The 14,543-nt window shown below is 69.2% G+C and carries 13 protein-coding genes and 1 tRNA gene; 9 read left to right on the plus strand and 5 right to left on the minus strand.

Annotated elements, in window-relative coordinates; all coding sequences use genetic code 11:
• Positions 1 to 24: 24 nt before the first annotated feature.
• The 5 genes from BJ980_RS11875 to BJ980_RS11895 are packed head-to-tail and all read right to left on the minus strand — an operon-like array spanning position 25 to position 5,616.
• Positions 25 to 1,500, minus strand: a complete 1,476-nt coding sequence (locus BJ980_RS11875) for a peptidoglycan D,D-transpeptidase FtsI family protein (protein ID WP_179502481.1) — start codon at positions 1,498 to 1,500, stop codon at positions 25 to 27.
• Complete coding sequence (locus BJ980_RS11880; protein WP_179502482.1) at positions 1,497 to 2,879, minus strand: FtsW/RodA/SpoVE family cell cycle protein; 1,383 nt, start codon at positions 2,877 to 2,879, stop codon at positions 1,497 to 1,499. Before BJ980_RS11880 ends, BJ980_RS11875 begins: the two co-directional genes overlap by 4 nt.
• Before the next feature lie 11 nt (positions 2,880 to 2,890).
• A complete protein-coding gene (locus tag BJ980_RS11885; RefSeq protein ID WP_179502483.1) occupies positions 2,891 to 4,435 on the minus strand; it encodes a PP2C family protein-serine/threonine phosphatase in 1,545 nt (514 codons plus the stop codon).
• A gap of 2 nt (positions 4,436 to 4,437) precedes the next feature.
• Positions 4,438 to 4,908: an FHA domain-containing protein FhaB/FipA gene (locus BJ980_RS11890; protein WP_179502484.1), complete on the minus strand. Its 471-nt coding sequence runs from the start codon at positions 4,906 to 4,908 to the stop codon at positions 4,438 to 4,440.
• Positions 4,909 to 5,616, minus strand: coding sequence for an FhaA domain-containing protein (locus BJ980_RS11895; RefSeq protein WP_179502485.1), 708 nt, complete (start codon positions 5,614 to 5,616; stop codon positions 4,909 to 4,911).
• A gap of 179 nt (positions 5,617 to 5,795) precedes the next feature.
• Between BJ980_RS11895 and BJ980_RS11900 the strand changes: the two genes are divergently transcribed.
• From BJ980_RS11900 to BJ980_RS11940, 9 genes are all read left to right on the plus strand, one after another.
• Positions 5,796 to 5,879, plus strand: a tRNA-Leu gene (locus tag BJ980_RS11900).
• Positions 5,880 to 6,042: 163 nt separating this feature from the next.
• Positions 6,043 to 6,699: a hypothetical protein gene (locus BJ980_RS11905; RefSeq protein WP_179502486.1), complete on the plus strand. Its 657-nt coding sequence runs from the start codon at positions 6,043 to 6,045 to the stop codon at positions 6,697 to 6,699.
• Positions 6,699 to 8,852, plus strand: coding sequence for a transglutaminase domain-containing protein (locus tag BJ980_RS11910; protein WP_179502487.1), 2,154 nt, complete (start codon positions 6,699 to 6,701; stop codon positions 8,850 to 8,852). Before BJ980_RS11905 ends, BJ980_RS11910 begins: the two co-directional genes overlap by 1 nt.
• 17 nt (positions 8,853 to 8,869) lie before the next feature.
• The gene (locus BJ980_RS11915) at positions 8,870 to 9,382 is read left to right on the plus strand and encodes a hypothetical protein (RefSeq protein ID WP_179502488.1); all 513 of its coding nucleotides are present in this window, start codon (positions 8,870 to 8,872) and stop codon (positions 9,380 to 9,382) included.
• Positions 9,383 to 9,479: 97 nt separating this feature from the next.
• The gene (locus BJ980_RS11920; RefSeq protein ID WP_179502489.1) at positions 9,480 to 10,304 is read left to right on the plus strand and encodes an SDR family oxidoreductase; all 825 of its coding nucleotides are present in this window, start codon (positions 9,480 to 9,482) and stop codon (positions 10,302 to 10,304) included.
• 27 nt (positions 10,305 to 10,331) lie between these two features.
• The gene (locus tag BJ980_RS11925; RefSeq protein WP_179502490.1) at positions 10,332 to 10,901 is read left to right on the plus strand and encodes a TetR/AcrR family transcriptional regulator; all 570 of its coding nucleotides are present in this window, start codon (positions 10,332 to 10,334) and stop codon (positions 10,899 to 10,901) included.
• A 72-nt stretch (positions 10,902 to 10,973) separates the two neighbouring features.
• Positions 10,974 to 11,882, plus strand: coding sequence for a sulfate adenylyltransferase subunit CysD (cysD, locus tag BJ980_RS11930; RefSeq protein WP_179502491.1), 909 nt, complete (start codon positions 10,974 to 10,976; stop codon positions 11,880 to 11,882).
• A complete protein-coding gene (gene cysC, locus BJ980_RS11935) occupies positions 11,882 to 13,741 on the plus strand; it encodes an adenylyl-sulfate kinase (protein WP_179502492.1) in 1,860 nt (619 codons plus the stop codon). The genes cysD and cysC overlap by 1 nt, the downstream gene beginning before the upstream one ends.
• Positions 13,731 to 14,540, plus strand: coding sequence for a 3'(2'),5'-bisphosphate nucleotidase CysQ (locus BJ980_RS11940; protein ID WP_179502493.1), 810 nt, complete (start codon positions 13,731 to 13,733; stop codon positions 14,538 to 14,540). The genes cysC and BJ980_RS11940 overlap by 11 nt, the downstream gene beginning before the upstream one ends.
• Positions 14,541 to 14,543: the final 3 nt, after the last annotated feature.

Below are 14,543 nucleotides of genomic sequence, written 5' to 3' on the forward strand. Positions count from 1 at the left end.
CCTTCTTCCATTGCGAGGGAGTCATCAGTCGATCACTGCTTCCATGACACTTTTCGCGATCGGCCCGGCGAGCGCACCGCCGGCGATCTGGTCGTTGCTGAGGTTGACCTTCTCGAGCATCACCGCAACCGCGACCTGCTTGCCGTCGACGTCTGCATAGGAGACGAACCAGGCGTAGTCGTTGCAGTCCTGGCAGCCTTCGGCGGTGCCGGTCTTGGCACCCACCTCGACGCCGGGGATCCGGGCGACGCCGGCCGTGCCCCGGTCGACCACGTTGACCATCATCTTGCGGAGCTCACGCGCGGTGTCGGAGGAGACCGCCTCGGAGAGCTCCTTGGGGTCTGCCTTGTCGAGCACGTCGAGGTCGGGCGAGCGGACCTCGTCGACGACGTACGGCTTCATCACCGTGCCGTTGTTGACGATGCCGGCCACGACCATCGCCATCTGGAGCGGGGTGGCGCGCACGTCCTGCTGGCCGATGCCCGACTTGGCCAGGTAGTCGTCCGACATCTCCTTGGACGGGAAGGTGCTCTGCAGCTGGCCCGGGAGGTCCTCGAGCGAGGTGTCGTTGAACCCGAAGGCCTCGGCCTGCTTGAGCAGCTTGTCCTGCCCGAGCTCGTTGGCCAGGGCCAGGAAGGTGGTGTTGCAGGACTGCGCCAGCGCCTGGGTCAGGCTGACCTTGGTCGCGCCGCAGTTGCGGCCACCGTTGCCGATCGAGGTGCTCGTGCCGGGGAGCTTGTACGTCGGCCCGCCGGTCACCATCGAGTCGGCGTCGTAGTCGCCGGTCTCGAGCGCGGCGGCCGCGGTGACCAGCTTGAAGACCGACCCCGGCGGGAGGTCGCGGCGGATCGCCCGGTTCTCCAGAGGACGATCCTTGCGTTCGTTCAGCTTCTTCGCCGCCTTCTCGACCGCGGAGAGGTCGTGCGAGGCGAGCTCATTGGGGTCGAAGGTCGGCGAGGACACCATCGCCAGCACCTTGCCGGAGCCGGGCTCGAGGGCAACCACGGCGCCCTGGACGTCCTTGCCCAGCTGTGGGTTGTCGAGCAGGCCCTTGTAGGCGGCGACCTGCGCCTCGCGGTCGATGGTCAGCTTCACCGAGCCGCCCTTGGCGCCGGAGTTGTTGACCAGGTCCACCAGGCGCGAGACGAAGAGCCGGTCGTCGTCGCCGGAGAGCACGTCGTTCTGGGTGCGTTCCAGTCCGGCCTGGTTGAAGAACGAGAACCACCCGGTCAGGTGCGCATACAGCCGCGGGTTGGTGTAGCGGCGCTGGAACTCGTACTTGTCGTCCGAGGGCACCGACTCCGCGATCGGCGTACGACCGACCAGGATCGCGCCGCGCTCGCGGGAGAAGGCCGCCTCGATCACCCGACGGTTCTCGGGGTGCTCGGAGGCGTTGTTCAGCTCACTCGCCTGGATGTACTGCAGGTAGGTGACGTTGCCGAGCAGGGCCAGGAAGAGCAACAGGCAGAAGATCGACAGCGTACGGATCGGCTTGTTCATCGCAGGTTCACCACCTGGGTGGTCTCGGACTCCGACTCGGCCTCAGTCGCAGAGGAGAGGTTCGGGACCGGGCGCCGGGCCTGGTCGGAGATGCGCAGGAGCAGCCCGATGATGACCCAGTTGGCCACCAGCGACGAGCCGCCGTAGGACAGGAACGGGGTGGTCAGGCCGGTGAGCGGGATCAGCTTGGTGACGCCGCCGATGACCACGAAGACCTGCAGCGCGATGACGCAGGCAAGACCGCAGGCGACCAGCTTGCCGAACGCGTCGCGGCAGACCAGGGCGGTGCGCAGGCCGCGCTCGACGATCAGTGCATAGAGCATGATCACTGCCATCAGGCCGGTCAGGCCCAGCTCCTCGCCGATCGCGCCGATGATGAAGTCGGACTCGGCGAAGGGGATCCGGAACGGGCTGCCCTGGCCCAGGCCGCGCCCGAGCATGCCGCCCCAGGACATCCCGAAGAGCGACTCGCCGATCTGGTTGCCCGAGCCGTAGAAGTCGTCGAACGGATCGAGCCAGGCCTCCACGCGCACCTGGACGTGGGAGAAGAGCCGCCACCCGGCGAACGCTCCGGCCAGGAAGAGCGACCCACCGACGAGCAGCCAGCCGGGACGCTCGGTGGCGACGTAGAGCATGGTCAGGAAGATGCCGAAGAACAGCAGCGACGAGCCGAGGTCGCGCTGGAAGACCAGGATCGCCAGGCTGACCAGCCACATCGCCAGGATCGGCCCGAGGTCGCGGCCGCGGGGCAGGTCGATGAACAGGATCCGGCGCCCGGCCAGGGCCAGTGCGTCGCGGTGCATGACGAGATAGCCGGCGAAGGCGATGACCAGCAGCACCTTGGCGACCTCGCCGGGCTGCATGCCGACCGGGCCCAGGTTGATCCAGATCCGGGCGCCGTTCTTGTTGACACCGATGAACGGCAACATCGGCAGCAGCAGCAGGACGATGGCGCTCAGGCCGCTGGTGTAGGTGAACCGCTGCAGGATCCGGTGGTCGCGCAGGAAGACGAGCGTGGCCACGAAGAGGGCCACGCCGATCGTCATCCAGACCAGCTGCTGGCGCGCGAACGTGGTGCCGTCGGCGAGGTCGAGGCGATAGATCACCGCGAGTCCGAGTCCGTTCAGCGCCGCCACGATCGGCAGCAGCACCGGGTCGGCGTACGGGGCGAAGAACCTGACCACCACATGGCAGGCGACGACCAGCACGGCCAGCCATCCGCCATAACCGATGATGTCGGCCGGGACCTGGCCCTCCGCGCCCAGCCCGACTGCGGCATAGGCGCCGATGCCGACCAGCAGGGACAGGACGAGCAGGAAGAGCTCCGCACCCCGGCGGCGCCGGTGCACGAATCCGAGGAAGCTGTTTGATTGCGTCATCGGCATGCGCCTCAGTCGCAGTCCGGGTCGGGTTCGGCGCTCGGTGAGGCGCTCACCTTGGCGTCCGGCGACGGCGCGTCCTCGGCCGATCCGCCCTGGCTCGGGCTCGCGCTGGGTGAGGCGGTCCCGCTCGGCAGGGCGGCGCCACCACCGGCCGGTCCCTCGGTGCTGCCGGTCGCGCCGGATCCGGCCGATCCGCTGGCGGACGGGCTGGTCGACTCACTGGGTTCGGGTGCCGGCTCGTCCGTGCAATCGGTCATCTGGCCGCGATAGTTGCGGACCGTACGACGCGCGTCCTCCAGGCTGTCCGAGCCGATGCCCTCGCGGATCATGTTGGCGTCATAGTTCGACAGCCGGTCCAGATCGACGTCGGAGACCTCGTGCGCGCGGTTCAGGGTGATGCCGGGCAGGCTGGCGTCGACGCCGCGGAAGATCGCCACGTGTCCGTCGTGCTCGGCGACGAAGTATTGCCGCTGGGTCCAGCTGTAGCCCAACCCCAACAGCCCGACCACCAGGCCGATCAGGATCAGCAGCACGCCGAGGATGCGCAACCAGGACAGTCGCCCGGGTGGGCGCGGGGCGTAGCGAGCGACCTCGGGGTCGATCGGGTCGGTGGGGATCGCGTAGGGCACGTCGGGGCCCAGGTCGGCCGGGACCGGCTCGATCTCACCGGTGTCGCCGGAGCGGTGCCCGCGGAACCGGCCGCTCATCGTGCTCCAGCCGCCACCTGCGCTCTTGCGGGGCAGGTCGGCCGCGGCACCCACGAGCATCGGGGCCGGGGCCTCGTCGAGCTCGGTGTGTACGTCGGCGACGATGCAGGTCACGTTGTCGCTGCTGCCGGCCTCGAGGCTGGCCCGGACGAGCTCGACCACGGCGAAGTCGGGGGTGCCGGTGGAGAGGATGTCGGCGATGTGGGCGTCGTCGAGGACGCCACAGGCGCCGTCACTGCACAGGAAGACGCGGTCGCCCTCGGCCAGGTCGACGTAGAACAGGTCGGGCTCGGTGTCGTGGACCGCGTCGAGCGCCTTGAGGATCAGGTTGCGGTGCGGGTGGGTGCGCGCCTCCTCCTCGGTGATCCGGCCCTCGTCGATCAGCGACTGCACGAAGGTGTGGTCCTTGGTGAGCTGGCTGATCGTGCCGTCGCGGAAGAGGTAGGCACGGCTGTCGCCGACGTGGCCGATGGCCAGCTGGCGGCCGTCGAAGAGCGCGACGGTGGCCGTGGTGCTGGTGCCGTTGAGGCTCGGGTCGTCCTCGACCAGCTCACCGATCCGGTCGTGGGCGCGGTGCAGGGCGCCGGCGACCAAGGAGAGCATGTCGTCCTGGGGCGCCTCGTCGAGCTTGCGCAGCTGCTGGACGGCGGTGCCGCTGGCGATGTCACCGCGCGCGGCGCCACCGACGCCGTCGCAGACCGTCAGCAACCACGGACCGGCGTACCCGCTGTCCTGGTTGTCCTTGCGGACGCGTCCGACGTCGGAGAGGGCGGCGAAGTCGAGGAGCAGGCGCGTGTCCTGCTCCTCGGGAGTGCCGGCCGTCGTCGGTGTGTCGGGGTCGGACATCGTCACTTCCTCAGCTCGAGGACGGTCTTCCCGATCCGGACCTGGGTCCCGAGAGCGAGCGTGGTGGGCTGGCTGATCCGTGCCTGGCCGACATAGGTGCCGTTGGTGGAGCCGAGGTCCTCGACGAACCACTGCTCACCGGAGGCGGCGATGCGGGCATGGCGGGTGGAGACGTAGTCGTCGTCGAGTCGGATCGCGGCGTCCGAGCCCCGACCGATCAGGACCGGTGCCTGGGCCAGGTCGGCACGTTCGCCGACGTTGGGGCCGTCGACGACCAGGACGTGCGTGGGGGAGCCGCGGCGGCGGGTCGGCGGCTTGGCCGGCTTCTGTCCCCTCGAGGCGGGTCGGGACTGCTGGGCGGGGAGGCGGGCGCCGAACATGTCGGTGCGGATCACGCTGATCGCGGAGAGCACGAAGATCCACAGGATCGCCAGATAGGCGAACCGGATCAGGAACAGGGTCAGCTCACTCACTCAGGACTCCTCCACCACGCGCACGGTCAGGGTGGTGTTGCCGATCTTCACGGTGGACCCGTTGTAGAGCCGGGAGTCCGGGACCTTGTGACCGTCGACGAGCATGCCGTTGGTCGAGCCGAGGTCGCGCACCGAGATCTCGGGGTCACTCTGGCCGCCGCGCACCTGGAACTCGACGTGGCTTCGGCTGATGCCGGGATCGTTGATCCGCAGGCCGGCATCCGTGCCTCGTCCGACGATCAGGCCGGGCGGGTTGAGCGGGTGGCGTACGCCGTTGACCTCGAGCACGACGGTGGCGCGGCCGACCTGGGTGTCGGTGGCGTTCGTGGTGACCTTGGCGCGGGCGGCCGAGCGGACCCGGAACCGGCCGGTGGTGAGGTCGTCGGCCTGGGCGAACTCGATCTGCACCGGGCCGGGGAAGACGTAGGACTGCTCGTCGGCGTGGTCGCGCAGCGCGTTGGTCAGTTCGCCCTCGAGCGTGGAGTCATAGCCGGAGAGGCGTTCGAGGTCGCCGGGGCTGAGCTCGACGTGGAACGAGTTGGGCACCAGGCGGCGGTCGCGGCTGAGGATCTGCGCGTTGTTGTCGACCTCGCGCTGCAGGGCCGCGGAGATCTCGACGGGTTGTACGGCGCTGCGGAAGGCGCGCGCGAAGGCACCGGAGATCATCTGCTCCAGCTTGTTCTCGAAACGTTGCAGTCCGCCGGCCACTTCGGTGCCTCCTTCCTTCTCGGTTCTGCGAGTCAATCGTGCCTGTTCCACAGCAGCAAACAGAGCCGTCTGAGTCTGACGGCTTCGGTGATCGTATCGGGCGGGGGGTCGTGACAGTGCGCAAGAGGACCGCGGTTTGGGCGATTCGGTCTTGCTGGGATAACCTTGGCCCGCTTCTCGCGCGAGTGGCGGAATAGGCAGACGCGCACGGTTCAGGTCCGTGTGTCCGAAAGGACGTGGGGGTTCAACTCCCCCCTCGCGCACGTTGAGCAGAAGGCCCCGGCTTCGGCCGGGGCCTTCACGCATTTTCGACCGGATCGGGTGGGCGCAGTTTGTGGCGTCCTGCGCGGTGATATAGATCCAGTGCCGGAAAGTCTGGCTGATGCAAGCTCGTGAGTGTGCTTGCCACTCGACAGGATTCGAAAAATGAACGATCCCCACCCGGGTACGCCACCCTCCGGCCAGGGCGGTTTCCCGCCTGCGGGACAGGGCGGATTCCCGCCTCCGGGGCAGTTCGGCTATCCCCCTGCGGGGCACTACCCGCCGCCGCGCAAGGGCTCGGGCCGCACGCTGATCTGGCTCGCGGCCGGACTGGTGCTGGTCGTCGCCGTGATCGGCATCGTCGCCCTGCTCGTCCGTGGAGGTGGGGACTCCGAGGACAAGGCGGACGACGGCCCGCGCGGGCAGTCGTGCGCGACCTATCAGGACGTGGTGCTGAGCTCCGAGATGTGGTCGGCCACCGAGTTCGATCCCGACCGCCTCCAGGAGATGTACGACACCGTGCTGGAGGACATCACCGACGAGGAGATCGAGTCGTTGGTGAGCGAGGAGGCCACGGTGGTCGTTGACTACTACCGTGCGATCGGCGAGTGGAAGCAGTCCATGGAGGACGCCCTCAGCCGCGGCGAGACACCCGAGACCACGATCCCCGCGGAGCTTCAGGCCCAGCAGGCCGACATTCCCCGAACCCAGGCTGCGGTTCGCGAAGCGTGCCGGGAATTCCTGCCTCAGGCCGAGGACGGACCGGCCCCCTCGATCACCGCTCGACCTCTGGTGACCCCGAGCCCGATGGGTGACAACTGATGTCGGGGCCGCAGTATCCCCTGCCCAACTACCCCCCGCCGCCCTCCTGGTCGCCGCCGCCCGCCCGACGTACGTTCCCCTGGCTGGCGGTGCTCGGGTCCGCCGCGCTGGCACTGATCCTCGTGGTCGGTGTCACGGCCGTTCTGGTGTGGGACCGGGGCGACTCGTCGGGAGATCGAAGCTCGAAGTCGGAGGCCCTGCGCGAACGCCTTCTCGCGGAGACGCGCCGAGAGCTCCCCACCACCGCGAAGGTCGACAACGCGGTGCCCGGCTATGACTACTCCGCCGCTGTGACCGATGTCGGGGTCGATGCAGACCTGGCGATTGCGGCCACCTATGACGCTGACGTGTCGGATCCGTGGCGCGGAGCCGAGGGCAAGATCGAGGTCTACGCAGACGCCCAGCTGACCAAGCCCGTGCCGATCTCGATCCTGCCGGATGCGGCCTCACCCACGTCGGATCCGCACCTGGTCATCGACGCGATGCGGCTACGACGTACGCACATCGTCCGCAAGGACGGCCAAGCCAAGGGCACGATGGCCGACCTCGGGACCTACTGGAACATCAACCCCAACGTCTACGTCGTCCAATACCTCACCCCGGACGGCGCCGAGCGTGACCGCCCGCTGGTCACCGAGGTCAACTTCCAGTCCGAGACACCTTCGCCGGCACAGGTCTCCTCGGGCATGACTCCGGACGGTGATGCGCTCCTGGAGTGGAGCCCGGTCGAGGGCGCCAGCGAATATCTGGTGGTCCTGCAACAGCGACGCAGCAGCGGAAGTGTCACCGTGCAGGTGATCGGGCGAACGTCGGAGCCCACGTGGTCCTCCGTCGAGACGGAACGGTGCCTGCAGTCGACGTGCACCCAGAACACCTCGATGACCCTCACCACGATCAACGCCTCCACGATGACATCGCTTCCCGGCCTGGTCGCCGAGTCGATTGATGCTCGGCTGGGAGTCGTCGCCGTGGTGGACCGAGAGGCATCGGTCATGGCACCGATCGACTTCACGGGTCTCGAGACCCTCCCGGTGCGGTCCGACCGGAAGTGGGACGCGGGGGCCGACGTCGCGGATCGCGGGCTGGCCGCCCTGCCGAGCCGATTCCTGTTCGTCTCCATCGACGGGTCGACCCGCGCGACCGGCGCCTTCATCGACCGCAAGGAAGTGGGCCGCAGCGGCAGCACGTGGGAGGTCCCGCTCCGTGGCCGGGGCACGCGACTGGTGGACACGGTCCGCATTCCGGCAGCAGCGGTCAAGGACATCGACGCGGCCGTCAAGACGTTCAATGCTCGCGCCCAGCGCGACTATCCGCACTCCGGCCTGCTGGACACGCGCATCCTGATCGACGTCAGCAACCCCGAGAAGCCGAGCCCCGAGCTCCCCGCACCCGACTATCCGATCTTCGGCAGCAACGACCTGACGATCTTCATCGCCAGCCAGCTGGTCGCGGGCTCCACCGCGATCGATGTCTCCGACTTCGACGACGAGCCGGGTCTGCCGAGCATCAAGGACGCCCTGGACGAGGCCGTCTATCAGAACCCTTATGCCTTCGCCTACTTCGACCAGTTCGCCATCGCCGGCAGTGTCATCCATGTCGAACCGGCCTATTCGAAGGCGGAGAAGCAGACGCGTCAGAAGCGGCTCGCCGACGCCGCTGAGGCCCTGGTGGCGCGGGTCATCAAGCCGGGGATGAGCGCGTCCGACAAGGTGGGTGCCATCAATCGCCACTTCGTGGACAACGCCGACTATGACGACAAGGCGCTGGCCTCGGCGACGACGGGTTATCGATCCGACATCCCGGATCGATACCGCTATGCCTGGGAGCCGGACGGCATCCTCGTCGACGGCTCGGGCGTGTGCATGAGCTATGCCTACGCCTTCCACGTCGTCGCCGAGGAGGCCGGCGTCGAGTCGGTCGTCGTTACCGGCGATCTCGCCGACGGCGGCGGTCACGCGTGGAACAAGGTGAAGATCGGGAACAGGTGGCGTGCCGTGGACGTGACGTGGAACGACCCGGGCGGGCGGTGGACCGCCCGGTCGGGTGAGACCTACCTGATGATCGACGACGCACAGTTCACCGGCAACGCACTGCGCTCCGAGGACGAGCGCTGGATGGCCGACGCCCTCGTCGGGCACTACGCCACCCGCTGACCGCCGACTGTGAGGAGATGAGCACCGTGAGCACCTTCGACGGCTTCTGGATGACGCCCGACGGGTCCGTGCCGGCCCGGCTGGTCGCCGGGAACGGCCAGGTCGCACTGCTGATCGCCGGTCAGAGCCCCACGGGCTTCGTCGACGTCTTCCGGGTTCCCGTCCAGCACGCCCGGGTGTCGTCGGCGGCGCAGCGGATCACCGTGACGGTGGGCAGCACGGCGTACTCCGTGCTGGCTCGTCCGCACGGGCCCATCATCGGCGCGGCACTCGGGGCTGCCGGAGCCGTGGCAGGCCTCGCCGGCGCCCACGTCGTACGAGGTGGCAGCACCGTGGCGCGCGGCGGCAACCTCGCCGCCGACGCCGCCGCGTTCTCCCGGCAGGGAGGTCATCAGTTCCTCGCCGCGCTGCGGCACGAGGGCGCACCAGCGCGCCGCGTCGGCTATCCAGCCCTCCTGGTCGGCGGGTTCGCGATCGGCCTGCTTGTCGTCGCCCTGATCACGATCGTCACGGTCGCGGCACTCGCCTGACCCGGGCTCTCGGTCAGCAGGACGTGCGGATCGGTGTTCCGGCAGCGCCCCCTAGGTTGCCTCGGGACCGCACCGACGCACCCTCGAGGAGTCCAGGATGACCACTGCACAGCAGCTCGGAATCACTGCGCGGGCAGCTCTCCCGGCGCTCCTGCCCGACAAGGTCGTGATGGTCTGCGGCGTCGGTCCGGACCTCGGGCGCTCACTCGCTCTGCGCTCGGCGCAGGCCGGCGCCGACGTGGTGCTCGCGGCCCGGGACGGCGAGCGCCTGGCCGAGGTGGAGAAGGAGGTGCAGGCGCTGGGGAGGCGGGCGCTCTCCGTGCCCACGGACGTCACCGATGCAGCGGCGCGTCGCGCGCTCGCCGACCAGGCCCTGAGCGCCTTCGGCCGCGTCGACGCCCTGATCAACGCGGCGTTCATCCATCCGCCGAGCGCCAAGCTGCTGGACGCCGACCTCGACGAGATGCGGCGCATGACCGACGTGAACGTCCTGGCCTCCGTGGGGCTCGTCCAGGAACTGGCACCGAGCCTGATCGCCAACAACGGAGCCGTGGTGCTGATCAACTCCATCGTCCTGCGCAACCGCCTCCCCGGATTCGGGCCCTACCGGATGGACAAGGCGGCGCTGCTGGCGGCCGCGCGGAGCCTGTCGGTGGAGCTCGGGCCCCAGGGCGTGCGGGTCAACTCCGTGGCACCCGGCTACATCTGGGGACAGAAGCTGCGGGGCTCCTTCGAGCGGCGTGAAGCGCGAGGTGGCAAGTCCGTGGAGGAGTCGTACGCCGAGATCGCCCGGCAGACCGACTCGAACCGGCTCCCCACCCCCGACGAGATCGCCGACGCTGCCGTCTTCCTCGCCTCGGACTTCGCCAGCGGGATCACCGGCCAGTGCCTCGACGTCACGTGCGGTCAGAGCCACCACTGATCCGCGGACATGCCCTAGGGTCGCGCCATGACGGCGAACGCTCGGAACTACGACAGCTCGCGTCGCCAGCAGCAGGGCCGTGACCGGATCCTCGAGGCGGCGCTGGGGCTCGCCCGCGCCCGCGCCGGGTGGAACTGGGCCGACATCACCTTCAAGGCCGTCGCCGACGCGGCCGAGGTGAGTGAGCGCACCGTCTATCGGCACTTCCCGACCCAGCGCGACCTGCACGACGCGATGCTCCTCCGCATCAACGAACACGCCGCGATCTCCTATGACGACCTCGCACTCGAGGACGTCGTCGAGGTCAGCCGGCGCCTGTTCACCTCGTTGAGCACCTTCACCCCGGAGCTCAGCACGCGCGCGCTGCCCTCCGCGGCGGCCATCGCGATGAACCGGGAGCGCATGCAGGCGCTGCTCCGTGCCACCGAGGGCGACGTCCGGCTCGCCGCGCTGCTGGACGTGCTGTGGAGCAACGAGACCTATGAGCGGCTCGCGGTCGGCTGGCAGCTGTCCACCGAGGATGCGGTCGAGGCAGTCACCTGGGCCCTCGAGGCACTGGTGAGTCGACGACGGCCGGGAGATCCCGACGACCGCTGATTGGGACACTCTGGACCTTCACGTCATATTCATGTCAGTCTTCTGACACGAATATGACGTGAAGGAGCCCCCATGACAGTCGTCTACGAGCAGACGCACCTGGACCGCCTGGAGTCCGAATCGGTGCAGATCTTCCGCGAGGTGGCAGCGACCGAGGAGAAGCCCGGTCTGCTGTTCTCCGGCGGCAAGGACTCCGTGGTCATGCTGCACCTGGCCATGAAGGCGTTCTGGCCCGCCCAGATGCCGTTCCCGGTGATGCACGTCGACACCGGCCAGAACTTCGACGAGGTCCTCGACTTCCGCGACCGCACGGTCGAGCAGCACGGGCTGCGGCTCATCGTCGCCAGCGTCCAGGACGACATCGACGCCGGGCGCTCCCACGAGGACCACGCCGGCGCCCCCCGCAACCGCCTCCAGACGGCCACCCTCCTGCGCGGCATCGTGGAGAACGGCTTCGGTGCCGTCTTCGGCGGCGCCCGCCGGGACGAGGAGAAGGCCCGGGCCAAGGAGCGGGTCTTCTCGTTCCGTGACGAGTTCGGCCAGTGGGATCCGCGCAATCAGCGACCCGAGCTGTGGAGCCTCTACAACGGCCGCCACCGCAAGGGCGAGAACATCCGGGTCTTCCCGCTCTCCAACTGGACCGAGCTGGACATCTGGTCCTACATCGAGCGGGAGGGCATCGAGCTCCCGCAGATGTACTACGCCCGCAAGCGCACCGTCGTCGAGCGCGACGGGATGTTGCTCGAGGTCAACCGGTTCGTCGAGCCGCTGCCCGGCGAGGTCCCGTTCGAGGCGATGACCCGCTTCCGCACCGTCGGCGACGCCACGTGCACCGGGTGCGTCGAGTCCGATGCCGCCACGCCCGCCGACGTGGTCGCCGAGGTCGCCGCCGCCCGGGTGACCGAGCGCGGCGCCACCAGGGCGGACGACCGGGTCTCCGAGGCCGGCATGGAAGACCGCAAGAAGGAAGGCTATTTCTGATGAGCAAGCTCCTGCGCATTGCCACCGCCGGCTCCGTCGACGACGGGAAGTCCACCCTGATCGGGCGGCTCCTCCATGACTCGAAGGCGATCTTCTCCGACCAGCTGGAAGCGGTCACCGTCTCGAGCAGGGCCCGCGGGTCCGACCAACCCGACCTCGCCCTGCTCACCGACGGCCTGCGCGCCGAGCGGGAGCAGGGGATCACAATCGACGTGGCCTACCGCTACTTCGCGACTCCCCGGCGCAAGTTCATCATCGCCGACACCCCGGGGCACCTGCAGTACACCCGCAACATGGTCACCGGTGCCTCGACGGCCGACGTGGCGATCATCCTGATCGACGCCCGGCACGGCGTGATCGAGCAGTCCCGTCGACATGCCTTCCTGGCCACCCTGCTGGCGATCCCGCACCTGGTGGTCTGCATCAACAAGATGGACCTCGTCGACTTCTCCCAGGAGGTCTATGAGGGGATCCGGACCGAGTTCGAGCAGTTCGCGGCCAAGCTGGAGGTCGGCGACCTGTCCTTCATCCCGATCAGCGCACTCACGGGCGACAACGTGGTCACCCGCAGCGAGGCGATGCCCTGGTACGCCGCCGCGCCGCTCCTCGACCAGCTCGAGAACCTGCACATCGCCTCCGACCGCAACCTCATCGACGTACGCCTTCCCGTGCAGTGCGTCATCCGCCCGCACCAGTCGCGCGACACCACGCTGCACGACTTCCGTGGCTATGCCGGCACGCTGGCCGGCGGCGTGATCACGGTGGGCGACGAGGTGACGGTGCTGCCGGTGGGCCGCACCACCACGGTCTCCGCGGTCTGGGGGCCCGGCGGCACGGCGCTGGACCAGGCGTTCGCCGGCCAGGCCGTCACGGTCGAGCTCGCCGACGACATCGACATCTCGCGCGGCGACCTGATCTGCCGCCCGCAGAACCGGCCCTTCGTCGGGCAGGACATCGACGCGATGGTCTGCTGGCTCACCGAGGAGTCGACCCTCGACCCCTCGCGCCGCTACACGCTCCAGCACACGACCCGGTCGACCCGCGCGACGGTCGAGACGGTGGACTATCGCCTCGACGTCAACACGCTGCACCGGGACACCGCCGCCGACTCTCTCGGGCTCAACGAGATCGGCCGCATCACGCTGCGCACCCAGCAGCCGCTGCTCTTCGACTCCTACCGCCGCAGCAGGGAGACCGGCTCCTTCATCCTGATCGACGAGACCACGAACAGCACCGTCGCAGCGGGGATGATCACCGGCCCCACGCTGCAGGACGACAACATCGTCTGGCAGGACGGGGCGGTCGAGCGTGGAGACCGGCCGGCGCCGTCGACCGGGGCGGGGATGACACTGTGGCTCACCGGTCTCTCCGGATCCGGGAAGTCCACGATCGCGGTCGAGACCGAGCGGCTCCTGACCAAGCGCGGTCGGGCGGCCTACCTCCTCGACGGTGACAACCTGAGGCACGGCCTCAACGCCGACCTGGGGTTCTCGGTCGCCGACCGCGCCGAGAACGTACGTCGTACGGGCGAGGTGGCCAGGATCCTGGCCGACTCCGGACAGGTGGCCATCGTCGCGCTCGTCTCGCCCGACGGTGCCGCCCGGGAGCGGGTGCGCCGGGCCCACGAGGCGGCAGGACTCCGCTTCGTGGAGGTCTTCGTCGACACCCCGCTCGAGGTCTGCGAACGCCGCGATCCCAAGGGACTCCATGCCCGCGCCCGCGCCGGCGAGATCACCGACTTCACCGGGGTGGACGCGCCGTACAACGTCCCGGCGAACCCCGAGGTGCGGCTCCCGGCCGGCGACGGATCGGTGGAGGAGCTGGCCCGTCGGCTCGTGGCGGTCGTCCATGAGGTCTGAGACGCAGCCGAGGAAGGGCGCTCCGGTCCCGCCGGCCGGGGCGCTGGCCGACGATCACGCGTTCGCGGCGTGGGCGGCGACCGTGGCCGGCGAGGCGCTCCTCGAGCTCCGTGGCTCGGGCCTCGAGGGCACTGAGCTCAAGGACGCCGGTGACCTGGCCTCGCACGAGCTGCTGATGGAGCTCCTCGCCACTCACGCACCCGATGACTCCGTGCTCTCCGAGGAGGAGCACCGGGGGACGAGGAGCCTCCACTCACGACTCACCTCCAGCAGGGTCTGGATCATCGATCCGGTCGACGGCACGAGGGAGTTCTCCGAGCCGCCGCGCGACGACTGGGCCGTCCACGTCGCCCTGTGGCAGGACGGGGAGCTCGTCGCGGGAGCCGTGGCACAGCCCGGCCTGGGCCAGACCTTCCACACCGGCGAGCCACCCGTCGTCCCGGTGTCCACGGCGCTCCAGCCGCGGATCGCGGTCTCGCGCACCCGGCCCCCGGCGTTCATCGACACGCTGGCCCAAGAACTCGGTGCCCTGCTGGTGCCGATGGGCTCGGCCGGGGCAAAGGTCGTCTCGGTGGCACGGGGCCTCACGGACGCCTACGTGCACGCCGGCGGCCAGTTCGAGTGGGACTCCGCGGCCCCGGTCGCGGTCGCCCGCAGCGCGGGGCTGCACGCCAGCCGGATCGACGGCTCGCCCCTGCTCTACAACCAGGCCGACGTGATGCTGCCCGACCTGGTCGTGTGCCGACCCGAGCTCGCCGACCCGATCCTCGCCTTCCTGGCATCCCACCCGACCGACTGAAGG

The sequence above is a fragment of the Nocardioides daedukensis genome, assembly GCF_013408415.1.
In the GTDB taxonomy this organism is placed as follows: domain Bacteria; phylum Actinomycetota; class Actinomycetes; order Propionibacteriales; family Nocardioidaceae; genus Nocardioides; species Nocardioides daedukensis.

Coding starts and splice junctions, on each gene's coding strand:
- BJ980_RS11875 (WP_179502481.1), bottom strand. CDS start 1,500: ATGAACAAGCCGATCCGTACGCTGTCGATCTTCTGCCTGTTGCTCTTC.
- BJ980_RS11880 (WP_179502482.1), bottom strand. CDS start 2,879: ATGACGCAATCAAACAGCTTCCTCGGATTCGTGCACCGGCGCCGCCGG.
- BJ980_RS11915 (WP_179502488.1), top strand. CDS start 8,870: ATGAGCACCGTGAGCACCTTCGACGGCTTCTGGATGACGCCCGACGGG.
- BJ980_RS11905 (WP_179502486.1), top strand. CDS start 6,043: ATGAACGATCCCCACCCGGGTACGCCACCCTCCGGCCAGGGCGGTTTC.
- BJ980_RS11920 (WP_179502489.1), top strand. CDS start 9,480: ATGACCACTGCACAGCAGCTCGGAATCACTGCGCGGGCAGCTCTCCCG.
- BJ980_RS11885 (WP_179502483.1), bottom strand. CDS start 4,435: ATGTCCGACCCCGACACACCGACGACGGCCGGCACTCCCGAGGAGCAG.
- BJ980_RS11910 (WP_179502487.1), top strand. CDS start 6,699: ATGTCGGGGCCGCAGTATCCCCTGCCCAACTACCCCCCGCCGCCCTCC.
- BJ980_RS11925 (WP_179502490.1), top strand. CDS start 10,332: ATGACGGCGAACGCTCGGAACTACGACAGCTCGCGTCGCCAGCAGCAG.
- cysC (WP_179502492.1), top strand. CDS start 11,882: ATGAGCAAGCTCCTGCGCATTGCCACCGCCGGCTCCGTCGACGACGGG.
- cysD (WP_179502491.1), top strand. CDS start 10,974: ATGACAGTCGTCTACGAGCAGACGCACCTGGACCGCCTGGAGTCCGAA.
- BJ980_RS11940 (WP_179502493.1), top strand. CDS start 13,731: ATGAGGTCTGAGACGCAGCCGAGGAAGGGCGCTCCGGTCCCGCCGGCC.